This window comes from Parabacteroides sp. B2-S-102, from assembly GCF_023656665.1.
Classification (GTDB): Bacteria; Bacteroidota; Bacteroidia; order Bacteroidales; family Tannerellaceae; genus Parabacteroides; species Parabacteroides distasonis.
The window spans coordinates 437,392-461,236 of sequence record NZ_JAMOKM010000002.1 but is presented as its reverse complement, the minus strand read 5'-3'; the positions used below and the strand labels follow the sequence as shown (position 1 = coordinate 461,236).

The window sequence follows — 23,845 nt, the reverse complement described above, 5'->3', positions numbered from 1 at the left end:
TTACTTGGCTCACCCGATATTTATTGGGGACAGACTTAATTCAAAGGGATAAGACAAGAATCGCGGATGTCAGCTTAATGCGATGAATGGTATCTTTTTGATTGAAATGCCTTCTTTTTCACGACACGGCTCTCTGGCTATAAAAGCCAACGGGCGTAAACGGGGAGCGCGAACAAGCTGCCACCACCGCTTTTTAACACGATAAGCGTCGCTTTTTAACGAATATATACGTATCAACCTACACATATGGCTGTATCAGCTCACACATATAGCAGTGTTAACCCACACATATAGTCGCGTCAAGCTACACATATAGTGGCGTAAGCCTACACATATATAGGTATCGGCCCTCACATGCGGTAGCGTTGGGCATTATTACCGCCTTACGACCGTAAAACATGAACTAGGGTGAATTATTTCGGCTGGAACGAAAGGCCGTTTTTCAGCAAACAGCTATCAAACAGAGAATTGCTGTTTTTTTCTCTCGAATTTGGAAGCGAGACGCACTTGGGTACGGAATAATCGTTTCTCCGGGACTTCAGATTACAAGTTGTCAAAAAGACAAATGGGGCACTTGTATCTATAGTTCCTCTGCCATTTCCCGATAACCATCGGGGGAGAGACGGTTAATGTATAATTTATGCCTTGTCAGGTGAATAACTTACGGCTTGTCAAGTGAATAACTTACGGCTGGGGGTAGCCGTAAGCTTACGAGTCTGGAAGTGGTTAGTTATTCACTTGGGAAGCCTTTCTCAAGTGAGTTGGTCTGTTGATTAACAGGATATAAGACAGCGATTTATATGGTAATGGTTATCCCATGATCTCATCTGTTGGCCGACTTCTATATTTCTGTAGGTCGACTTGTCTTAGGTTGCCGGCTGAAATATAGATGAGCCTGAAGATACCCCCACTGATTATCAGGTGAGCCGAATTTTCTTCTGATAAGGCATTGGACACAAGACTTATAGGCGATAAAAACCTACAAATCAGCGATTTGTAGGTTTTTGTCCACTTACTCTCTTGTTTTGTTCAGTAGGTTCTGCGGAAAGACAGGGATTCGAACCCCGGGAACCTCTCGGTTCAACGGTTTTCAAGACCGCCGCAATCGACCACTCTGCCATCTTTCCAAGATGTTTTGCGATCAAACGTTTCGTTTAATTGCTTTGCAAAGGTAGTCATTCTTTTGGAATATACAAGAGTCTTATGCGCTTTTTTTCTTTTTGTTTATTCTTTTCTTTTAAGAATAGAATGTGTGGGAATCCCCTTTTTATTGCTATTTTTGTAGCAAATAATTTATCAATCAAGTAAAAGGTTTCTATATGAGAAAGTTGAAAAGTTTATGGCTGGTTTCGGTTGTGCTGCTATTAGTAAGCTGCTCGATGTCCGCTAAATCAGATAAATCAAGTGAGGCTGGTACCGCCTCCAAGGGAGAGGTCGTTACTTTGAACAAGGCAGAGTTCCTGCAAAAGGTATTCAATTACGAGAAGAACGCTACGAAATGGGTATATGAAGGTGATAAGCCTTGTATCATCGATTTTTATGCGGACTGGTGTGGTCCCTGCAAGCAAGTGGCTCCTATTTTAAGGGATTTGGCTATCCTGTATAAGAATGATATCGTAGTTTATAAGGTAAATGTGGATAAGGAAAAGGAGTTGGCTGCCGCTTTCGGCATACAAAGTATTCCTACGTTCTTGTTTATCCCTAAGGAAGGACAACCTCAGATATCGATGGGAGCTCTTCCCCGTGAGGAGTTTGTGAAACAGATCGATACTTTCTTGTTGAAGAAGAAGTAACACGACTTACTTAATCATCATTTATAGATCGGAAAGCCGTAGAATTTTAGATTTTACGGCTTTTTTAATTGGGAGGGATGCTTTATGAAAGTAGGAATTATCAGATGTATGCAAACAGAGGATTTTTGCCCCGGTACTACTGATTTTAGGATGATCCGTGAGAAAAAGGGAGCCTTTGAGGGCGTAGAGGAAGATATTGAGATCATCGGGTTTATCAATTGCGGAGGTTGTCCCGGAAAAAAGGCCGTATTAAGGGCGAGGGAGTTGGTGAATAGAGGGGCGGATAGTATCGCTTTTGCTTCCTGTATCCAAAAAGGGACGCCGATAGGTTATGCCTGTCCTTTCGCCAAAAGGATGAAGGATGTTATCCAGAACGATTTAGGCGATGGCATCCGGCTGATCGATTATACGCATTAGGAAGATCCGGTAGCTGGTGGAAAAGGCATAAAAAAAGAGGGCATTGAAAAATGTCCTCTTTTTTATTTTGGCATCGCACGAATTATTCAGCGCTTTCAGTTGCCGGAGCTTCTTCAGCGGGAGCCGCTGCGGCTGCTTCCTCAGCTTGCTTAGCAGCTTCAGCTGCTGCCAATTCTGCTTTCTTTTTAGCTACGATTTCTGCTTTTGCCTTATTAGCTTCCTTCTCAGCCTCAAGACGTGCTTTAGCTTCTGCTCTAGCTGCTTCGCTGTCTTTTTCTTTGATAGCTTGTACGGAAGCTTGTTTATTCTTCAACCAAGCTTGGAATTTCTCCTCAGCTGCGGCTTCGTCGAACGCACCCTTCTTAACACCTTCCAATAAATGCTTTTTCAAGCAAACGCCTTCGCGAGAAAGGATGTTACGAGTTGTGTCTGTAGGTTGAGCACCTACTTGTAACCAATACAAAGCTCTTTCGAAGTTCAAATCTACTGTAGCAGGATTAGTGTTCGGATTATAAGAACCTATCCTTTCAATAAATCTTCCATCACGTGGAGCCCTGCTGTCTGCGATCACGATTTGGTAGAAGGCGTAACCTTTACGACCGTGTCTTTGCAATCTAATTTTTGTTGCCATGTTTGAATAATTAATTTAAGCTGTTTGTATTAGCGGGTGCAAAGATAGGAGTTTCTGTTTATAAAACAAGCGTTTTGTTGGAAAATATGTGGATGCTTCTGCTTTTTTTTAAGGTAGTTTAAGGGATTAGTCCTTTATGCAATTGGTTGCCGACACCGTCGGCAATAATGCTGACGCTGTCGGAAATATTGCTGACGGCGTCGAAAATATTGTCGACGGCATCGGCAACCAATTTCTTCCTAGTCTTGCCCCGGAAAGATCGTATGAAATCTCCTGTACATCCCTAATGAAAGGGATTTTTCTTATCTTCGCGGCTTCATTATATTAATGTATTAAAATAAACATATGATTTCAGTTGACGGACTAACAGTAGAGTTTGGTGGAAGCGCCCTTTTCTCGGATGTTTCTTTTGTGATTAACGAGAAAGATCGTATCGCTTTGATGGGCAAAAACGGTGCTGGTAAATCTACCTTGTTGAAGATATTGGCCGGCGTGCGGGAGCCAAGCCGTGGAAAAGTGTCCGCCCCTAAAGATACCGTGATCGCTTATTTGCCGCAGCATTTGATGACGGAGGATGGCCGTACCGTTTTCGAGGAGACGGCGCAGGCTTTCGCCCATCTGCACGAGATGGAGGCGGAGATCGCCGAATTGAATAAGCAACTGGAGACTCGTACGGACTATGAGTCGGATGGTTATATGGAGCTGATCGAGCGGGTCTCTACCTTGAGCGAGAAATTCTATTCCATAGAGGAGATCAATTACGACGCCGATATAGAGAAAACCTTGTTGGGACTGGGTTTCAAACGGGAGGATTTCGACCGGCAAACCAGTGAATTCAGCGGTGGCTGGCGTATGCGTATCGAGTTGGCGAAACTACTGTTGAAGAAACCGGATGTCCTTTTGCTGGACGAGCCGACGAATCACTTGGATATCGAGTCTATCCAGTGGTTGGAGGATTTCTTGATCGATAACGGTCAGGCCGTAGTGGTGATCAGCCACGATCGTGCGTTCGTGGATCATATCACGACTCGTACGATCGAGGTGACGATGGGCCGGATTTATGATTATAAGGTAAACTATAGCCAATACTTGCAATTACGGAAGGAACGTCGTGAGCAACAACAGAAGGCTTATGACGAGCAACAGAAGATGATCGCCGAGACGAGAGAGTTCATCGAGCGTTTCAAGGGCACGTACTCCAAGACCTTGCAGGTGCAGAGCCGTGTGAAGATGCTGGAGAAACTGGAGATCTTGGAGGTGGATGAGGAAGATACCTCGGCTTTGCGCTTGAAGTTTCCGCCTTCGCCCCGTTCGGGCTCTTATCCGGTAACGATCGAGAATGTCTCGAAAGCGTATGGCGATCATACGGTTTTCCGAAACGCTAATCTGATGATCGAGCGAGGGGATAAGATCGCTTTCGTCGGGAAGAATGGCGAGGGTAAGTCTACCTTGGTGAAGTGTATCATGAAAGAGATCGAGCATGAGGGGACGTTGACGCTGGGGCATAACGTGATGATCGGTTATTTCGCCCAGAACCAAGCCTCCCTGCTGGATGAGAATCTTACGGTTTTCCAGACGATAGACGATGTGGCGCAAGGCGATATCCGTAATAAGATCAAGGATCTGCTGGGTGCGTTCATGTTTGGCGGCGAGAACTCGGCGAAGAAGGTGAAGGTGCTTTCCGGTGGCGAGCGCACACGTCTGGCCATGATTAAGCTATTGTTGGAGCCTGTGAACTTGCTGATTCTGGATGAGCCGACAAACCATCTGGATATGAAGACGAAGGATATCTTGAAGCAGGCGTTGCTTGACTTTGACGGGACGTTGATCGTCGTATCCCACGACCGTGATTTCTTGGATGGGCTGGTCTCTAAGGTCTATGAGTTCGGAAACCAAAAAGTGACGGAGCATTTGGAAGGCATCTATGAGTTTATGCAGCGCAAGAAGATGGAGAATCTGCGTGAGCTTGAGCGGAAGAATTAAATCCTCCACCCAAGCGTCAGCATAATATCATACGTGGAGCTATCTATATCTTTATGATACTTATAATGGGTACGGCGGGAGAAATAACGATTTCGCAACGCAATATTCCATTTATGCTTGGACATATAGGCTAAGGTGGTGGAAAATACCGTTAAACGTGCGTTGCCGGCATCGCCTTGTACGTTTAACTTTGTAGGGTCCACCGCATTCCAGTCTATATCCGGCTCGTATCCTTTCCATGTGAAGATATGGTAGTTTTCCAAATCGATCAAGAACGCCCAGCGTTTATCGTAAGCCAATCCGGTAAACGCTTTCACGCTATAACCGCTTCCCAGATTATAATCTCTCTCTTCCAGCCGGAGATAATCGGAGATGCTTGCGCCCAAGGCGACTCCTGTTCCGTATAATTCGGCGTAAACATCTACCTTATTGTCCGGCGTGCCTCTTTTGTAATAGATCAATCCACCACCGACTGCCGCCGCTTCCGATATGCGGTAGGGAGCTACCGTTTGGGAACTATTGGATTTTAACTCGGAATCATAGTAGTCGAAATGCTGAAAGATTCCAGCGGCCAGACTACGAGGGCCTTTACTCCAGACCTGTTTCCCCCAGATAGCCCCAACGGCATTGACTTGGCTGATGAGCGGCTGGCTGGAAAAGAAATCGAACCCGGCCTTCAGCTGAAACCATTCATAGGGCGAATAGAAATCATCATTGAAAGGATCTCCATAATCCAACCTGAAGGATACGTGCATGCTCGTAGTGCCATGCTTGGAGCCTTCCTGCTCGGCAAGGAAGCGAGGACCAACACCCACGATGAAGTTTACGGGAACCGAGGTGTAGACACGCCCCTTGGAGCTGCTGTGTCTCCAAGCTTCTCCCGTGATGATACGATTGATCGCCCGCATCGGAGATATCAAACCGGATAAGATCTCCCGTCCCACACGTTCCGCCCCGTGGGAGCGGTTGTCGATGAATAAGTCGGAGAGCCGGTAGGTAATCTCACCTAATTCTATACCGCCGAAAGAGGTGGCAAGCATGTCATTGATGGAGGGCGGTTCCGTTTCCATAAAGAATTCCCACATTAGGCTGCCTCCCGCCGCGAATGGAATGGATTGCCAGAAATTCAGTCCGTTGCTACGGGCCGCGTTGAAATATAACGATCCGTGATAGGGATGGGCCACCAGATTGGTAGAGAACTTATCCGTGTCCCAAACAGGCCCCGTCTTGAAGTTTTGCTTAATCGTATGTCCGTTTATCTTCGCGAAATCCTCGTTCATTAAGAAACGGTCGAAAGTCCAGACGGCCATGTTCATTCCGAATACCTCGCTTGCTGCCAACCAAGGGCGGCGTGGAATGAAAAGGGCCGTGTCGCTCACGTAATTGCGGGCATCCATCTGAGGGAAGTGTTGCCCCCACATCCATTGGCTGGATAGCAGACAGATCAACCCGATCAACATGCATTTTTTCATCCTCATCTAACTCAATTCTCTTTTGTAAATAAAAATCAATAGGTTACGGTTATAACCACTCCGCAAACTTATATATAATAAACATTAAGGGATTCGTTTGGTTTAAATTATTGTTAGGTATTCTTTCTATAAATGCTGTTATTTGCGAACTATTCCGTATTTTTGCGAAAAAAACAAAATGATAGATTTTATCACCTTTTGTGACTATACAGGGACCTTTGCGTTTGCCATAAGTGGCATAAGATTGGCTTCTGCGAAACAATTTGATTGGTTTGGCGCCTATGTGGTGGGTGTCGTGACCGCTGTAGGAGGAGGTACGATTCGTGATATTTTATTGAATGCGGTGCCTTTTTGGATGGAACAAGCCTCTTATTTGATTGTCTCGGCCTTGGCTTTGTTGTTCGTTATCGCTTTCCGAAAATACGTGATCCGTTTGAACAATACATTTTTTATATTCGATGCTATCGGATTGGGGTTGTTTGTGGTGGTAGGTATCGCCAAGACCTTGGATTTCGGGTTTCCCATGTGGGTGGCGATCGTGATGGGAACTATAACCGGCTCGTTTGGCGGTATGATGAGGGATATATTGATTAATGAGGAGCCTTTGATATTCCGGAAAGATATTTATGCGTTGGCTTGTGTCTTTGGCGGTTTGATATATTATATATGTATGCAAACTTCTATGTCGGCGGCGATGATACAGTTCGTATCGGCGTTGAGCGTGTTCCTCGCACGTATAATCGCCGTAAAATATCATATAAGTGTTCCGGTGTTGAAAGGAGAAGAATAATTTATTAACTTTGCATAATTATATGGACATGCATACTCAACAAGAAAAGGCTTCCATCCTGTTGATATATACGGGTGGGACGATAGGTATGATCGAGAATCCGGAGACTGGAGTGTTAGAGTCGTTTAATTTCCAGCATTTGAAGGACAATATGCCGGAGTTGAAGAAACTGGGGTATTCGGTGGCCACGATACAGTTCGATCCTCCGATGGACTCCTCGGAGATGGGGCCGGACTCGTGGATGAAGATCGTGAAAATCATCGCCGATAATTATCAGAAATACGACGGCTTTGTGGTACTGCATGGCACGGATACAATGTCGTATACGGCATCGGCATTGAGTTTTATGCTCGAGAACCTGAGTAAGCCGGTGATCCTTACGGGATCGCAATTACCGATCGGGATGTTGCGTACCGATGGGAAGGAGAACTTGATTACGGCGATCGAGATAGCGGCCGCCAAGGAGAACGGCTTACCGTTGGTCCCGGAGGTCTGTATCTTTTTTGAGAATGATTTATTGAGGGGGAATCGTACGAGTAAGATAAACGCAGATAATTTTAATGCGTTCCGTTCGTACAATTACCCGGCTTTGGCTCATGCGGGTATCTATATTAAGTATGATCTGCCGCAGGTATATCATCCGGTATCGCGTAAGCCGCTGAAGCCGCATTATTTGTTGGACCGAAATATCGCTATACTAAAACTATTCCCCGGAATTTCTCCGCAAGTAGTGGAAAGTATCCTGAATATCCCGGGTCTGAAAGGCGTGGTGATGGAAACATTCGGAAGCGGAAACGCTCCGTGCGAGGAATGGTTCTTGAATATGTTGAAGGAGGCTGTAGACCGTGGTATCGTTATCGTGAATGTTACTCAGTGTAGGGCTGGAAGTGTGGAGATGCACCGTTATGAGACGGGGCACAAATTGTTGGAGGCAGGCGTGACGAGCGGCTTCGATAGTACGACGGAGAGCGCCGTAACGAAGCTAATGTTCCTCTTCGGCCATGGGCTGACACCCGACGAGGTGAAGGAGCATATGAACTGCTCGTTAATCGGGGAGGTATCGATCCCTGAGACGTTCCGCCCCTAGTGTATACTATGTAAAACAGAAAAAAAGCAGTGTTGCGGAATAGGAGAGTATGAAACTATCATTTCTGAGTTTAGCGAGTGGGAGCAGTGGGAACTGCTATTATTTGGGGACTTCGGAATTCGGTATGCTGATTGACGCAGGTATCGGAATCCGGACCATAAAGAAAGTATTGAAGGACCGGTCGATCGATTTTACCAAGATCGTGGCCGTGTTGATTACCCACGATCATGCGGATCATATCAAGACGGTCGGGTATTTGGGCGAGAAGCTTTGCATTCCTGTCTATGCGACAGCCGACGTGCACCGGGGGATTGATAAGAGCCGGTATGTGGAGGAGACCTTATGTGTCTCCCGCAAGGTTATAGAAAAAGAAGTTCCATTCCTTATCCGTGATTTCCGTATCACGGCTTTCGAGGTGCCTCACGATAGTACTGATAATGTGGGGTACCATATCGAGTATGGTAATCATAAATTCACTTTCGCTACCGACGTAGGCCATATCACGGACACGGTGGGGAAATATATCTGCATGGCGAACCATTTAATATTGGAAGCGAACTATGACGAGGAGATGCTTCGTTTCGGTACATATCCCGCTTTCTTGAAAGAGCGGGTGGCGAGCCCCACCGGGCATTTGAGTAATAGGGAGGCCGCAGAGTTCTTGGCGACCCATTATAATACCGGTTTGAAGAATATCTGGCTTTGCCATCTCAGCCGGGACAATAACCATCCCGAACTGGCCTATAAGACAGTGGATATACGTCTTTTCCAAGAGGGCATAAGGGTAGGGAAAGATGTCTCATTGGTAGCGTTGAAGCGGACTACACCCTCGGATATTTACGAGTTTGATTAAAATTTTAAGAAAAAAAGTAGTCGAAAAGTTTGCGGGGAAAAATAAAACCTCTATCTTTGCACCCGCAATCGAGAAACAAACGGTGGTTTGAAAAAGTAACGATAGCGAAACAGAATGACTTGGTAGCTCAGTTGGTAGAGCAAATGACTCTTAATCATTGGGTCGAGGGTTCGAGCCCCTCCCAGGTCACTCAAACAAATAACATGTTGACTTGGTAGCTCAGCTGGTAGAGCAAATGACTCTTAATCATTGGGTCGAGGGTTCGAGCCCCTCCCAGGTCACACGATTTACTTATTGGAAAGATGGCAGAGTGGTCGATTGCGGCGGTCTTGAAAACCGTTGAACTGAGAGGTTCCCGGGGTTCGAATCCCTGTCTTTCCGCAGAGAGTCCTGTAAGGCGAAAGCTTTACGGGATTTTTTGTTTTTGAGGCGTTTGTCCGGGCACAAACGGAAAGAGGTAGCGGGCATCGCTAGAATGAGAAAGTGTATAATAATATGGAAACAGGATCATTGCGGATAAGTGATATACGGCCGGATTTTATCTATATGATGGAACAAGCCGTGAAAGCCCCATCGGGGCATAATACCCAACCTTGGTTGTTTCGTGTGCAAAAGGATAGGATACAGATTCTTCCGGATATGAGTAAGTCCCTTCCGGCCGTAGATCCGGATAACCGTGAGTTATTTATTAGCTTAGGATGCGCCACCGAGAATCTTTGCATTGCGGCTGAGGCAAAAGGATATACTCCGCTACCGTTTTTTTCAGGATCGGGGGAGATCACCGTACTCTTGTCGGAGGCATCGATGATTAAGGAGACGAGTGGGCTTATCGAGGAAATTTCGGTGAGACAGACGAATCGAGGCATATATTCCGGGGAAATGATTCCATCGGATCAACTGAGCTATTTGAGGAATACGCCTTTGGAGGAAAATATCAGTCTGCATTTGTGGTCGAAAGGAGAGTGGGAGTTCGATACGCTTTCTTCTTATATATTTGCGGGGAATAACCGGCAAATGAACGATCGTCTGTTTAAGCGAGAGCTGAAATCATGGATGCGTTTTAATAAGAATCATGTACGAGCTACATCGGACGGCCTGAGTTATGCGGTGTTCGGGGCGCCGAACCTTCCCCGTCTTATCTCAGAGACAATCATGGGAAGTGTCTTGAAAGCCGGCATACAAAATAGGGGAGACAAGAAGAAGCTGGACTCTTCTTCTCATTTAGCCTTGTTCGCCTTACGGATAAATACGCTACCGGAATGGTTTGCGCTAGGCCGGAGTTTGCAACGTTTTCTTTTGAGAGCTACGGAAAAGAATATCGCTTTCGCCTTTTTGAACCAGCCTTGTGAGGTGCGTGATCTTTCCGGTTTGCTGGCGAAAGACTTGTCTTTCACCAACGAGATTCCAGCCTTGATCCTCCGTCTGGGATACGCCAAGCGGAAAATGCCGTACTCACCTCGAAAGTCTTGGCGTGAGAGGCTGGTTCCGTAATGGTTAAGTCAGATAGCGAGTACCCTCGTTCATGCCAGCCTGCACGGGATATGCCAATACGAAACTGTTTGCCTGGAAGTATTTGTTGAGGTACTTGGGGATACGGGCCATGGCGGGAGCGTAGGAAAGTCCTTCCTTGCGGCTAAGGATAATCCACATCGTGTCGTCCGGTTTTATATCCCGGAAAACGATCAGGAAGTCATCCCAGTCGTTGAATTCGATATAACTGGCTTCTCCGCTTTTCTTGGCTAATAATTTCTTTAAGGCATTCAAGGTCGCTTCCGAACCGTAAAAGACTGTCGCTGCACCTGTGTTCTGGGTCACGTTTCGTAACCGGAAGATGATTTGGTTGAAACCGATTTCTTTTTCGGCCAATTCCGGGATGATGATCAGATGCCGTCTAACGGTAGAGATGGGTTGTGCGGGCTTGTATATGAATGTACTTACACTACTTTCCGCCAATACACTTTCCACGATATGGCCTAGGAAGGCCGCCGGTATATCTTTTTCCTTGTGCAATCCCACTACCAGATCTGTGATCTCCCGCTCTTTTACCACGCTGGCGATAGCATTCGATACGCTTAAGTCATATCTTAATAAATCTTTCATCCGGGTATCCGTGGCGGCAGCCGTATTGACTGCGGTCTGTAGAACCCTGCGGGATTGTTTTAACGCTTTCTCGTCTGAATGATGGTTATCTATCACTTTTAGGGCAAACAAGCCGTTCTTGTTTTGGGGAGATTTGATCGCCAAGCTGAGGTTGACCAGCTCTTCCACGGTCTCTTCATTGCTGACCGGTATCAAGATATGCTCTGATTCTTTTTTGTTTTCCTCCTTATCGGATATATCTTGGGCCGCTATGTTATGAGCGCCTTTTTGGGCGGCGAAAGAGGCGATGGTACAAGTGACAAGTATCATCAGGATCGTACCGTTCAACACGCTCTCATTTAATAACCGGATTGGTTCCCCATTAGCGTCTGTTCCGGTGATTACGTTATATCCGACCATCACGGCGGCCAATGTAGCGGCGGCTTGTGCGTTACTTAAGCCGAAAATAACGCTTCGCTGATCTGTGGACAGATGGAAAGTCTTTTGGGTCATCCAAGCGGCTATGTATTTGGCGGCCGTAGCTACGATAATCATGATAAGCCCTACTTTAATGGTCTCGAAACTGGTAAAGAACGTACGATAATCTATTAACATACCTACGCCCAACAAGAAGAATGGGATGAATATGGCATTTCCTACGAACTCGACACGATTCATCAAGGGTGAGCTTTGCGGGATAAGGCGATTTAGGGCTAGTCCGGATAAGAACGCCCCGATGATCGCCTCCATACCCGCTACCTGAGCTAGGAAAGATCCCAGAAATACCATCACCAGCACGAATATATACTGTGATATATTATCGTGTACATGCTTAAAGAACCAACGCCCAATGAAAGGGAAACCGAATAATACGATTAACGCGAATATCAAGATGGAAACCCCCAGACGAATCCAAAACATATCGTTGACCTGTCCGGTGGCCATGCCGACAATGATCGTTAGGACGAGCAATGCCAAGGTATCAGTGATCATCGTTCCTCCTACGGTGATACTGACAGCTTTGTTTTTGCTGATACCCAGTTTGCTGATAATCGGATAGGCGATCAATGTATGGGAGGCGAACATACTGGCGAGTAAAACGGAGGTCAATACGTTGAATCGCAGGACCCATATTCCGACAACCGTTCCTAGGATCATCGGAATGAGGAATGTGTACATGCCGAATGCTAGGCTTTTCGTACTATTTCTCTTAAAATCCGCCATATCGATTTCCAATCCGGCGAGAAACATGATATAAAGCAATCCCGCCGTCCCGGACAAGATAATGCTGCTATCCCGTAATACGAGATTAAAGCCGTGCGGTCCGATAATTGCGCCGGCAATGATCAGTCCAAGCAGGTGAGGGATTCTCAGCTTGTTTAATAAAAGGGGAGCGGCCAGGATAATTAAAAGAATCAAGAGAAATTTTAATACCGGGTCCGCTAAGGGCAATGTGAAATCTATTGTCGAGGCTAATACCATATGCGTAATTTTTTCGTTATAATTTGAAACAAAAATAATAAGAATTTGCGGAGATTGCAGCGTTTACGCCAACTTTGCATCTTCTTTTATAGATAACAATGAATGTGTGAGTTTTATAAGTTAAAGTATATGTAAATCTTGGGACATTAGCGTGAACCGATTATATTTGTACATACATTGCATTGAGTTTATTGTTATAAAACTAAAAAGCGTTTAAACCCTTTGCATAAAAGGGTGTCAAACATGAAAAGAGAAAAATATTTATTTAATGTAGAGGAGAAACAAATATGAAACCCATGAAATTAACATCTTTAGTGATGATGCTTCTGATCGCGTTTAGTGCTGCGGCTCAGGAGGAGTTCTTTGATGATGTGTATTTCTCTTCCAAAAACAAGAAAAAGAAAGAACAGGTTGAAGAGAAAAAGGTTGTTCAGCCGAAACAGGAGTCTAGGGCCCTGGTCGCTACAGCCAAGAGCCCAGCTTCTTCAGACAGCCGGGATGTGGATGAATATAACCGTCGTTATACATCAGTCGAGGTAGAGGAGCCTTATCGTGAGGATGATTCCGTTATCTATGAGGATAGCGATGAGAATGAGTCTTCTTCCGAGCGTCGTTCGGATACTGAATATACGGAACGTATCATTCGTTATCATTCGCCGAGTAAGATTACGATCGCCGGAGCGGATCAAGTCGATTTGTATCTGAGTGACGGATATTATGGTTACGGCTATGATACGGATTATTCGAACGGTAGTGCGAACGTGAATTTTAATATCAATGTCGGCAACGGCTGGGGCTCGCCTTGGTATACAGGTTGGTACGATCCTTGGTTCTATAGCTATAGCCCTTGGTGGACTTATTCATCTCGCTTCTACGGCCCGTCTTGGGGATTCGGCTGGGGCTGGGGAGGCTTTTATGCCGGCTATTATAGTCCGTGGTACGATCCATGGTATGGCCCGTCTTGGGGCTGGGGTGGAGGCTATTGGGGTGGCCATTGGGGACATCATCACCATTACTATCCCGGTTACTACTCGACTCCAAGTAGACATTATTCAAACGGACGTTCCTCTTATCGAGATAATCGCTCTTATGCGAGTGGCAGAGGTTCCGGTTATACAGGTGGGCGGAGCAGTGGCTCTTCTTCCTTGAGAAATTCAGGATCGACTACAAGACCTTCGTCTTCAAGTTCATTGAGCAATGGACGTGCGGGATCTACCCGTAGGGAATCTGCTATATCCTCTGGTGCGGGACGTCGTTCCTCTTCTTCTGTTAGAAATTCGGCAACGACAAGAAGTAGCTCGGGCATAAGTAATAGCTCGGCGAGAACAAGGATTTCCAGAAGTAGTTCTGGAGCCGCATCTTCTTCCGGACGTCAATATTCAGCTCCGGTAACACGTTCCTCTTCTAGGAGCAGTAGCGATTTCTCAAATAGTCGCTCTTCTTCCAGTCAATTTAGAAGTTCCTCTCCTTCTCGTAGTAGTTCGGTAGGTTCTTCTTCCGGTAGCTTCGGTGGAGGTCGTTCTAGTGGAGGCTCTGTTGGTGGCGGAGGTGGCCGTGCCGGTGGTGGTCGCAGGTAAAAGTGTTAGGTTGATAAAATTAGAGATACGATGAAAAGGATAGGAATTATAATGTCGGTGCTTGCCCTGTGTGGCGGCACCGCTTTTTCGCAGTCACAGTTGGATGCCTTTAAGTATTCCCAGACGGAGTTGAATGGTACGGCTCGTTATTTAGGAATGGGTGGTGCTTTTGGTGCGTTAGGTGGTGATATTTCCGCTATGAATACGAACCCGGCAGGCTTGGCGATTTATAAAAGCTCGGAGGTGGTTACGACATTGAGTTTGTCTTCGGCCTCGGCGAAGACCGATTGGCTTGGTTCGAAGGTGGATAACAGCCGTACGAAGGTGAGTTTCGATAATATCGCTTACGTAGGATATTTCCCGACAGCGAATGATGAGGGTATCGTGAGCTGGAACGTTGGTTTCTCTTATAATCGCTTGAAGAATTATAGCCGGAACTATACGATGGCTACAGGAGGTGATTTGAATACTTCTCTTTCTGATTATGTGGCCATGCGTGCGGCAGGAATGCCTAGCGGACTGTTAGGGGAGGATAAGGACTATAATCCTTATAACAATCAAGACTTGGGTGATTGGCTATCTATTCTAGGATACAATGCCGGTTATATGGATTCATATAACGATAATGATAAAGAGTATTATAGTGCGTTCGGAGATAATAATGCGGATGGGCAATGGAGTCCATATTTATTGCAAGGAGGTCAATTAAAAGTTTCAGAGCGAGGTTCCGTGGATCAATATGATTTGGCTTTCGGTATAAATATATCGGAACTTGTGATGCTTGGCGCTACGGTTGCGATTACGGATCTGAACTATCGATATCAGTCATCGTATGATGAGGAATTTACGAACGGCAATAATTTATACTTAGATAATTACTTGGATACGGATGGTACCGGGTATTCATTTAATGTGGGTGCTATCGTCCGTCCCGCCGATTTTCTTCGCTTGGGTGTGGCTTATAATTCACCTACGTGGTATAAGATGACAGATCGTTATTATGGTGAGGCCGGTTCTTATCTGACCTTTATGGATAAAGGGGAGATGAAAGAGCGTAAACTAGATGCCGCTACCCCTAATAATGCTTATTATGACTATGAATTCCGTTCTCCGGATAAATGGATCTTTAGTGCCGCCGCTATCTTGGGTACGACCGCTTTGATAAGCGTTGATTACGAGTTGATGAATTATAAGAATATGCGTATGTATCAAACGGATGGTAGCAGTAACGTGTATACTAACCAAGATATAACGGATAATTTCAAGTCAATGAATACGATCCGTGTAGGTGCGGAGGTAAAGGTTACTCCTCAATTTGCCGTAAGAGCAGGTGTCGCCTACAGCGATAGTCCGATCAAGGATAAACTGAAGAATGGAGAGAAAGAGGTCTTTACGGTTGGTACGATTCCTAATTATACGATCGATAAAGGGGTCATGAATTATACGGTAGGTATCGGTTATCGCTTCACCCCGAACTTCTATACGGACTTGGCTTGTGTATTCCGTACGCATAAGGAAGATGTTTATGCGTTCTCTAATATGTTTGCGGGAGATGATCCGAAACCATTCCTCGAAGCCCAACCCGCCACGATGAAAACAAACACGACTCGTGTAGCTTTGACATTGGGATACAAGTTCTAATATACATATATTTTAGATCAGTAAAGTCCCCTGTTCGTACGTTAAAGGTGCGGGCAGGGGACATTCTTTTTATAATTTGAAATAAAATGTTTGTTGGTTTAAAATATTTTTCGTTCTTTTGCTTCCATAAATAACATTGTATAACAGTTAAACCCCATCGCCTATAGCATAAACATTACTCGAATAAACTAAAAATGTGAAAGTAATGAAGACTTTAAAAATGATGACCGACGAGGAATTGGTTGTCCTTTATGCAGAAGGTAATAATGCCGCTTTCGATATTTTATTAAATCGATACAAAAGTAGCATTCATTCTTACATTTATTTCATAGTACGTAACAAAGAGCTTACGGAGGATATCTTTCAAGAGACCTTCGTGAAGGTTATCATGACTATAAAACAAGGTCGCTATACTGAGAACGGCAAGTTTAAGGCATGGATTACTCGTATTGCCCATAACTTGATTATCGATAATTTCCGTCAAGAACGTTGCGAAAACACGATCTCGAATGATGAGGTAGAAATCGACTTATTTAATAATATCAAGCTTTGCGATGGTACGATAGAGGATAATATCGTGCGCCATCAAGTATTGTCTGACGTGAAGAAATTGGTAAAGCATTTGCCGGATAACCAGCGTGAAGTGTTGGAGATGCGTTACTATCAAGACCTTAGTTTTAAGGAAATCGCCGATATCACGGGGGTTAGCATCAATACGGCCTTAGGGCGTATGCGTTACGCTATCTTGAATATGCGCCGTATGGCCGATGAGAACCGTATCGAGCTATCTATGGTGTAAAATAATTTTCTTTCCATGCAATAAGTCTTAGGTCCCTACGTTTTATTAGCAAACAAGATAAAAATAGAGGTGCCTATGAGGAAGCTTTCTACGCAATGCATGGATGATTTGGAGAAAAAAGTGAAAAGTGCCCCGGAGGCGAAAAGTTCGCCTCGGAAGCAAACGATGGATTTCTTGAAACAGTTTGCGAGGGCTTATCAAGCGGAACCGGCTGTACGTCCGGAGCTCTGCGGGTATGTGTTGAACTAAGAATTACGGAAAGAGAATCTATATTATTAGGTTCTCTTTCTTTTTTTGTGTACTTTTGTAAAAACAAAAGACAAGATTATGAAGCATTTGATAGCGCCTTCCCTGCTTTCCGCTAATTTTCTGGATTTGCGGAAGGAGATGGAGATGATAAATAAAAGTGACGCCGATTGGTTGCATCTGGATATTATGGATGGGGTATTCGTGCCGAATATCTCGTTTGGTTTCCCGGTACTTAACGCATTAAAGCCTATATGCCAGAAGCCGATGGATGTGCACTTGATGATCGTGGAGCCCCAGAAGTTTATCCCCGAAGTGGCGGCTACGGGAGCCTATATGATGAACGTGCATTATGAGGCATGTTCCCATTTGCATCGGACGGTAGCGGCTATTAAGGAAACGGGCATGAAAGCGGGTGTCACCTTGAATCCGCATACGCCCATATGCTTATTGGAAGATATTATCCAAGATGTGGACATGGTTTTATTGATGTCCGTGAATCCGGGATTTGGTGGTCAACGTTTCATTGAGCATTCCGTAGATAAGGTGGCTCGTTTACGAGAAATGATAGACCGGAAGGGATTGAGTACTATGATCGAGGTAGATGGCGGGGTGAATTTAGAGACGGGGAAGCGCTTGGTTGACGCCGGTGCCAATGTGTTAGTCGCCGGTAACTTCGTATTCAAATCTCCAGATCCGATACAAACAATTAAAGACTTGAAAGCTTTGTAGAACACATTAATATATCACAAAACCTAACTATCATGATTGAGGAAATACAAAAGCGGCCTTTTGTACGGCCGCTTTTTTTATGGATAACCGGAATTTTATGCTATGCGTTTTTACCTGCCTCTTCGCTCCTATATGTTTTAGGGGTTTTATCTGCTTTGGTTTTTCTTTTTTTGGGGTTCTCGTGGGGGCAAGGGCATGCTGAGTTGCAATACGATTCCCGTTGGATATGGGGAGCTATAGTCTCCGTTTTGATTGTATGTTTGGCGGTTGAGGTCTGTTGGTATAGTGACCGGCGTATAGCGCTTGTAAATGAGCCTGCTTCTTCTTTAGATTTATTGGCTACCAAGGCTCAATATTCTTTGGTAAATACATTTGATCGTTTGCGTTTATCTGATGAGGAGAAATCTATTTTGGCTACATTGACATTGGGATATAAGAAAGCGATGAGTCGGGAAACGAAAAGGCGCTTCTCTTTGGCGGGCGTGTCTCATATATTAGCGGTGAGCGGTTTTCATGTTGCCGTGATTTGTGGATTCTTATCTTTCTTTTGCTCGTTTATGCCAAGATGGGGGATAGGACGTTGGGTTCGTTATATCATTCTGGTGGGAAGTCTTTGGGGGTTTGTCTTTATCACAGGATTAGCGCCCTCGGCGGTACGGGCAGCCTTGATGCTATCTTTATATTTAACAGGAAGGGCGCTTAGGCGTGTTACGGATGGATATAATACATTGGCCGCCGCCGCTTTCTGTATGCTGGCCTATAATCCGTATTATCTGTTTGATGTCGGTTTTCAGTTAAGCTATTTGGCTGTGTTTTTTATTTTATTCCTAGTGCCTCGTTTCAAGGAATGGATAGTGGTGAGAAATCCTTTGTTGGCCATGCCTTGGGAATGGATTACGGTGTCTATTGCTGCACAGATAGGTACTGCTTTGCTCTGTTTTTATTATTTTGGACAATTTTCGACAGTTTTCTTGTTTACGAATCTACCGGTCACTCTCTTGGCTATGTTTTTGATTCCTTTTGCCTTTTTGTGGTTAGGCTATCCGGTGGATTTCTATGGATATGACTGGATACAGAAGATCGTAGAAGGGCTGGTTCATGGCATGGTAAGGGTAGTGGACGTGTTTAGCGTTATGCCTTATGCGACGATTACGGGTCGTTTTAGCTTCTTTGAGATGCTAGGAGGTTATGGGTTTCTTGTTTTATGCTTGATATATATGAAGATACGGGAACCAAAAGTTTTGTTAGCCGCCTTAACCCTTTTGTTAATAATATCAGTAAAGATCCTTATTGAACTTTTTTTGATAGCCGGAAACTAAAAAAGTCGTACCTTTGGGGGTGAAAACAAAAAGATTATATGATCACTAAAATCATTCAAGAAGAGAAGATTCAGAAAGCCAAAAAATACGTAGAGAAAGGCGAGAGTTTTGTTATCGTGACGCATGTCTCACCAGACGGCGACGCATTAGGTTCATCCCTTGGTTTATATCATTTCCTATCCGCTTACGGTAAGGATAATGTAGCGGTAGTGGTACCGAACGCATTTCCCTCTTTTTATAGATGGATGCCGGGCGCTAAGGATGTCGTGATACATGAGAAATATCCGGATTTCGCCGAGAAATTGATCAAGGAAGCGGATGTTATTTTCTGCCTCGATTTCAATGAACCCAAACGTATCGAGAAACTGGCTCCGGCGGTGATCGCCTCAGAAGGCCGCAAGGTGATGATTGATCATCATTTGAACCCCGCGGATTTTTGCCGTGTGACGATGTCGTATCCGGAGATGTCTTCTACCAGTGAGATGATTTTCCGTTTTATTTGTCGTATGGGGATGTTTGATTTATTGAATCGGGATGCCGCCGCTTGTATCTATACGGGTATGATGACGGATACGGGATCGTTCACCTATAATTCGAATAAACCGGAGATTTATACGATCGTCAGCGAATTGATCAAGAAGGGGATTGATAAGGATTTGATCTATCGTAAGGTGAATCAGGTCTATTCCGAGTGTCGTTTACGTATGATGGGATATGTGTTGTATGAGAAGATGAGGGTCTATCCGGAACAACAGGCGGCTCTTATCACGTTATCGAAAGAGGAACTGGATCGTTTTCAGTACCAGACAGGAGATACGGAAGGTTTCGTGAACTTGCCGTTAAGCATAGAGAACGTAAGCTTTAGTGTCTTTATTCGTGAGGACAGCGATTATATAAAGGTATCGCTTCGCTCTGTGGGCGATTTCCCTTGCAACCAGTTTGCCTCTACTTATTTCAACGGGGGTGGACATAAAAATGCGTCCGGAGGTGAGTTCTATGGCTCTTTATCTGAGGCCGTAGCCGTGTTTGAGAAAGGTTTACAGGAATTTAATCCTAATAAATCAGAAGATTTAGGCAAACATGCGTAAGGTTTGACGAAGATTATTTACATTTGCGATTCATTCAATTAAAGACTAACAAATGAAGAAAGGTTTTAATATCCTGTTGATTCTGTGTGCCGCATTAGTTGCTATCTCTTGTAGCAAGACAAAGTCGTACACGGATATGTTGAAAGATGAGAAAAAGGCAATCGAGCGTTTTATCGATGATAAGGGCCTTGAGATCTTAGATGATTTTCCTGCTGATAGCGTATTTAAGGAAAATCAGTTTGTGCTCTTGGATAATGGTGTCTATTTGAATATTATTGATAAGGGAAGCGATCAGAGAGCGGTGCAATATAAGACGAAAATGTTGTACCGTTGTAAGATGAGTTACTTCATGGATTCTACTATTGTCGCTATTGAGAACTATGGCCCGCATAGTAATGGAACTTCTCCTATCGCTTTTACATATGGGGATTATTCGAAGAATTCACCTTATGATCCCTCTTATTATTATGTAAGTGAGGGAATGCAAGAGCCTTTGAAGTATGTTGGAGATCGGGCTAAAGTGAAAATGATAGTGCCTTTCAAAAGAGGAGCCTATAATGATCAATCAAACGGTCAACCTGTATATTACGAAATTCTAGAATATATATTTGAAGAAAACTTATGACACTAATTAAATCTATTTCCGGTATTCGCGGTACAATAGGCGGTAGCCCGGAAGACGGATTGAATCCGTTAGCTATTGTTAAGTTTGTAGCCGCTTATGCTACATTCATCCGAAAAAACACAAAAGTGGAGACCAATAAGATCGTTGTAGGGCGTGACGCACGTATCTCCGGTCCGATGGTAAAACAAGTCGTCCTAGGAACGCTTACCGGCATGGGATTCGATGTGGTGGATATCGATCTGGCCACGACCCCGACAACCGAGTTAGCCGTAGCTATGGAAGGGGCTTGCGGAGGTATTATCCTTACCGCCAGTCATAACCCGAAGCAATGGAATGCCTTGAAGCTTTTGAATGAGAAAGGTGAGTTCTTGAATGCCGCTGAGGGGGCTGAGGTATTACGCATAGCTGCCGCCGAGGACTTCGAGTTCGCCGACGTGGATCATTTGGGCAAGGTAATCCCGAATGCGACTTATAAGCAAAAACATATCGAGAGCGTCTTGAATCTGGATCTCGTGGACGTGGAGGCTATTAAGGCCGCTAATTTCCGTGTAGCTATCGATTGCGTGAACTCCGTAGGCGGTATCGTGATCCCTGATTTATTATATGCGTTGGGCGTGAAGGAAATCTTCAAGCTGCATTGCGCTCCTCATGGAAACTTCTCTCATAATCCGGAACCCATTCCGGAAAACTTGACAGAGATCTCCGATTTGATGGGACATGCGAAAGCGGATGTCGGTTTCGTAGTAGATCCGGACGTAGACCGTTTGGCGATTATCTGCGAGAATGGCGAGATGTTCAACGAGGAATACACCTTGGTCGCTGTCAGTGACTACGTATTAAGTCATACACCGGGTAATACGGTAAGTAACCTGAGCTCAAGCCGTGCGCTTCGCGACGTTACCCGTGCTCATGGCTGCGAATATAATGCCGCCGCTGTAGGCGAGGTAAATGTGGTTACCAAGATGAAGGCTACGAATGCCGTGATCGGTGGTGAGGGCAACGGTGGAGTGATCTATCCGGCCAGCCATTACGGACGCGACGCTTTGGTGGGTATCGCCTTGTTCCTGACTCATCTGGCAAAGAAGAAGATGAAGACGAGCGAGTTGAAGGCTTCTTATCCTCCGTATTTCATCTCCAAGCAAAAAGTTCAGTTAACGCCGGAGATCGACGTGGACGCTATCTTAGCGAAAGTAAAAGAGAAGTTCTCTCAATACGATATTACGGATATCGACGGCGTAAAGATCGATTTCCCGGATAAATGGGTCCATTTGCGTAAGAGCAATACGGAACCGATCATCCGTATCTACTCTGAGGCCCATACGATGGAGGAAGCCGAGGAATTAGGCGGTCAATTAATACAGATCATCAACGAGATGTGTAAATAACACCCTTTCGGGGCGTTTTAAAATATTGGGTTCAGTCTTCAGCCGAGGTAAGCTATTTATGCTCTGTTGATTTGACTGAACCCTTTTCTTTTGGATAATTCTCAGTTCGTGTAATGAATAAACTAATAAAGGTAATCTTATTTCTAATTGTCGGGATGGTTCAGGTCTTCGCATGGGGAGGGCTGAGAGGGGACACGTTGGCCAAGGAGTTGGATGAAGCTGTTTTGAATAGATCTTTTTATCTGCAGCAACGGGAGCAACGGATCACGCAGCTAAAGGACATGTTTCTCTTGAGCAAGATATCGTTGTGGCAGGAATATGAGATCAACCACCAATTATACGAGGAATTCAAGAAAATACAACAAGACTCGGCCATCTATTACATAAAGCGGAATATGGAGATAGCGTCATTTATGAAGGATACGGCACGCATCTATACTTCCCGCTTACGACTGGCTACGCTTTATGCTTTCTCCGGGATGTACCGTGAGTCGGAAAGTCTGTTGCGAAGCATAGACCGTGAATTGCTGTCTAAAGAGCAGAAACAGGATTTCTATGAGGCTTATTATTCGTTTTTCTCTTATTACAGTACGAATCTGGATTCTTTTGAATATAGGAAACAACTTGATTTATACAAGGATTCGTTATTGTCTGTCTTAGATACGGTCTCTTATCGGTATAAGATAAATCTGGCGCAGAAATATCTGGCTCACGGACAGGCGAGGTCTGCGGAGAAGGTGCTCATCCCTTTATTGGAGAAAGAGGAGCGGTATAACCCGAATTTCGCGATGATCACTTATCTGCTGGGAGATGTTTATGATATGGATGGGCGTACCGATCTCGCCCGAGACTATTATACCTTGTCGGTTATCGCCGATATCAAGAGGGCCTTCTTGGATAGTGGTTCTATCCAAAAGCTGGCGTTGAATTATTATGAAAGTGGTGATCTATCCAATGCCCTTAAATATGCGCAGCTAGCTATAGAAGGTGCCGTTACTTGCAATATACAGTTCCGCATGAATGAGATCTCTAAATTCTATCCTATCATTAATGCTTCCTATCAGACACGGGAAGCTCAGGGCAAAAGGCAATTGATGACTTATTTCTTGTCGATCAGCCTATTGACGCTCTTTCTGATCCTTTCTCTTGCCTATGTGTATAGGCAGATGCGGAAGATCTCAGCGATACGAGAAGAGCTGGTTAATACCAATGCCTGTTTGGTAAAGTTGAATGGAGAGATAAGCGAGACGAATAATTTATTGCAAGAGCGAAATATACAGCTATCGGAGTCAAACCATATCAAGGAGGAATACATCGCTCATTTCCTCGATCTCTGCTCCACCTATATTAATAAACTGGAGGATTACCAGAAATCGCTACAGAAGAAGGCGATGAATAAACAGTTGGACGAGTTATTCAAGATGCTCCGTTCGACCCGTATGGTGGAGAATGAGGTGGAAACGCTTTATGTCAACTTCGATCGAATCTTTCTTGGATTATATCCTACGTTTGTCAAGGACTTCAACGCTTTGTTGCAGCCCGAGGAACGTATCGTCTTGAAATCGGAGGATCTGTTGAATAAGGAACTTCGTATATTCGCCTTGATGCGGTTGGGAGTTACGGATAGCGTAAGGATAGCCGCTTTTCTTCGTTGTTCGTTGAGTACGATCTATAACTACCGGACCAAGGTACGTAATAAGGCGTTAGTGCCTCGTGATGAGTTTGAAGGTTGGGTGATGAGGATCGGGGTTAACCGGAATCCGTTATAATCAATCTACATTTTTTAGGATAGTGATCTTTATTAACTGATTTGTATTTAATAGGATAGCGGATCGTACTGTCTACA

At 44.8% G+C, this 23,845-nt stretch carries 20 protein-coding genes and 4 tRNA genes; 20 read left to right on the top strand and 4 right to left on the bottom strand.

Annotated elements, in window-relative coordinates; all coding sequences use genetic code 11:
- Window positions 1-1,042 precede the first annotated feature (1,042 nt).
- A tRNA-Ser gene (locus NBH07_RS04750) sits at window positions 1,043-1,127 on the bottom strand.
- 192 nt (window positions 1,128-1,319) lie between these two features.
- Here NBH07_RS04750 and trxA point away from each other — a divergent pair.
- On the top strand, window positions 1,320-1,793 hold the full coding sequence (gene trxA, locus NBH07_RS04745; protein ID WP_005858169.1) for a thioredoxin: 474 nt from the start codon (window positions 1,320-1,322) through the stop codon (window positions 1,791-1,793).
- A gap of 84 nt (window positions 1,794-1,877) precedes the next feature.
- Window positions 1,878-2,210 carry a CGGC domain-containing protein gene (locus tag NBH07_RS04740; protein WP_005866270.1) on the top strand — a complete coding sequence of 111 codons (333 nt, stop codon included), beginning with the start codon at window positions 1,878-1,880 and terminating at the stop codon, window positions 2,208-2,210.
- A gap of 82 nt (window positions 2,211-2,292) precedes the next feature.
- On the opposite strand, the gene NBH07_RS04735 is transcribed toward NBH07_RS04740, so the two are convergent.
- Window positions 2,293-2,841 (bottom strand): 30S ribosomal protein S16, encoded by a 549-nt coding sequence (locus NBH07_RS04735; RefSeq protein ID WP_005858168.1) that lies wholly within the window; start codon window positions 2,839-2,841, stop codon window positions 2,293-2,295.
- Between the two features lie 345 nt (window positions 2,842-3,186).
- On the opposite strand from NBH07_RS04735, the gene NBH07_RS04730 reads away from it, so the two are divergent.
- A complete protein-coding gene (locus NBH07_RS04730; RefSeq protein ID WP_005858166.1) occupies window positions 3,187-4,824 on the top strand; it encodes an ABC-F family ATP-binding cassette domain-containing protein in 1,638 nt (545 codons plus the stop codon).
- Here NBH07_RS04730 and NBH07_RS04725 read toward each other — a convergent pair.
- Entirely contained in the window at window positions 4,821-6,302 is a 1,482-nt protein-coding gene (locus NBH07_RS04725; protein WP_005858165.1) for a DUF3943 domain-containing protein, read from the bottom strand. The two genes, NBH07_RS04730 and NBH07_RS04725, sit on opposite strands and share 4 nt — an antisense overlap.
- A gap of 172 nt (window positions 6,303-6,474) precedes the next feature.
- Here NBH07_RS04725 and NBH07_RS04720 point away from each other — a divergent pair, with 172 nt between their 5' ends.
- From NBH07_RS04720 to NBH07_RS04690, 7 genes are all read left to right on the top strand, one after another.
- Entirely contained in the window at window positions 6,475-7,086 is a 612-nt protein-coding gene (locus NBH07_RS04720) for a trimeric intracellular cation channel family protein (RefSeq protein WP_005858164.1), read from the top strand.
- A gap of 22 nt (window positions 7,087-7,108) precedes the next feature.
- A complete protein-coding gene (locus NBH07_RS04715) occupies window positions 7,109-8,173 on the top strand; it encodes an asparaginase (protein WP_005858163.1) in 1,065 nt (354 codons plus the stop codon).
- Between the two features lie 49 nt (window positions 8,174-8,222).
- On the top strand, window positions 8,223-9,026 hold the full coding sequence (locus tag NBH07_RS04710; protein ID WP_005858162.1) for an MBL fold metallo-hydrolase: 804 nt from the start codon (window positions 8,223-8,225) through the stop codon (window positions 9,024-9,026).
- Window positions 9,027-9,142: 116 nt separating this feature from the next.
- Window positions 9,143-9,215: transfer RNA gene (locus NBH07_RS04705), tRNA-Lys, on the top strand.
- A gap of 19 nt (window positions 9,216-9,234) precedes the next feature.
- Window positions 9,235-9,307 (top strand) — tRNA-Lys (locus NBH07_RS04700).
- Window positions 9,308-9,322: 15 nt separating this feature from the next.
- Window positions 9,323-9,407: transfer RNA gene (locus NBH07_RS04695), tRNA-Ser, on the top strand.
- Between the two features lie 114 nt (window positions 9,408-9,521).
- A complete protein-coding gene (locus tag NBH07_RS04690; RefSeq protein WP_005858161.1) occupies window positions 9,522-10,517 on the top strand; it encodes an Acg family FMN-binding oxidoreductase in 996 nt (331 codons plus the stop codon).
- Between the two features lie 3 nt (window positions 10,518-10,520).
- Here NBH07_RS04690 and NBH07_RS04685 read toward each other — a convergent pair whose 3' ends face one another.
- Entirely contained in the window at window positions 10,521-12,587 is a 2,067-nt protein-coding gene (locus tag NBH07_RS04685; protein WP_005858160.1) for a cation:proton antiporter, read from the bottom strand.
- A 287-nt stretch (window positions 12,588-12,874) separates the two neighbouring features.
- Here NBH07_RS04685 and NBH07_RS04680 point away from each other — a divergent pair, with 287 nt between their 5' ends.
- The 10 genes from NBH07_RS04680 (at window position 12,875) to susR (ending at window position 23,768) form a co-directional block, all read left to right on the top strand.
- The gene (locus NBH07_RS04680; RefSeq protein WP_008779584.1) at window positions 12,875-14,164 is read left to right on the top strand and encodes a hypothetical protein; all 1,290 of its coding nucleotides are present in this window, start codon (window positions 12,875-12,877) and stop codon (window positions 14,162-14,164) included.
- A 30-nt stretch (window positions 14,165-14,194) separates the two neighbouring features.
- Window positions 14,195-15,805, top strand: coding sequence for an OmpP1/FadL family transporter (locus NBH07_RS04675; protein ID WP_008779585.1), 1,611 nt, complete (start codon window positions 14,195-14,197; stop codon window positions 15,803-15,805).
- Window positions 15,806-16,010: 205 nt separating this feature from the next.
- The gene (locus tag NBH07_RS04670; RefSeq protein ID WP_005858157.1) at window positions 16,011-16,604 is read left to right on the top strand and encodes an RNA polymerase sigma factor; all 594 of its coding nucleotides are present in this window, start codon (window positions 16,011-16,013) and stop codon (window positions 16,602-16,604) included.
- A 75-nt stretch (window positions 16,605-16,679) separates the two neighbouring features.
- A complete protein-coding gene (locus NBH07_RS04665; RefSeq protein WP_005858156.1) occupies window positions 16,680-16,853 on the top strand; it encodes a hypothetical protein in 174 nt (57 codons plus the stop codon).
- A 78-nt stretch (window positions 16,854-16,931) separates the two neighbouring features.
- Complete coding sequence (gene rpe / locus NBH07_RS04660) at window positions 16,932-17,582, top strand: ribulose-phosphate 3-epimerase (RefSeq protein ID WP_008779587.1); 651 nt, start codon at window positions 16,932-16,934, stop codon at window positions 17,580-17,582.
- Window positions 17,583-17,614: 32 nt separating this feature from the next.
- Window positions 17,615-18,901 carry a ComEC/Rec2 family competence protein gene (locus tag NBH07_RS04655; protein WP_005858154.1) on the top strand — a complete coding sequence of 429 codons (1,287 nt, stop codon included), beginning with the start codon at window positions 17,615-17,617 and terminating at the stop codon, window positions 18,899-18,901.
- 38 nt (window positions 18,902-18,939) lie between these two features.
- Window positions 18,940-19,989, top strand: a complete 1,050-nt coding sequence (locus NBH07_RS04650; protein ID WP_005866290.1) for a DHH family phosphoesterase — start codon at window positions 18,940-18,942, stop codon at window positions 19,987-19,989.
- A 52-nt stretch (window positions 19,990-20,041) separates the two neighbouring features.
- On the top strand, window positions 20,042-20,614 hold the full coding sequence (gene bamK / locus NBH07_RS04645; protein WP_005858151.1) for a BamK family beta-barrel-assembly machinery protein: 573 nt from the start codon (window positions 20,042-20,044) through the stop codon (window positions 20,612-20,614).
- Window positions 20,611-21,999 carry a phosphoglucosamine mutase gene (gene glmM / locus NBH07_RS04640; RefSeq protein WP_005858149.1) on the top strand — a complete coding sequence of 463 codons (1,389 nt, stop codon included), beginning with the start codon at window positions 20,611-20,613 and terminating at the stop codon, window positions 21,997-21,999. Before bamK ends, glmM begins: the two co-directional genes overlap by 4 nt.
- Before the next feature lie 113 nt (window positions 22,000-22,112).
- Window positions 22,113-23,768 (top strand): SusR family glycan utilization regulator, encoded by a 1,656-nt coding sequence (susR, locus tag NBH07_RS04635; protein ID WP_250833468.1) that lies wholly within the window; start codon window positions 22,113-22,115, stop codon window positions 23,766-23,768.
- Window positions 23,769-23,845: the final 77 nt, after the last annotated feature.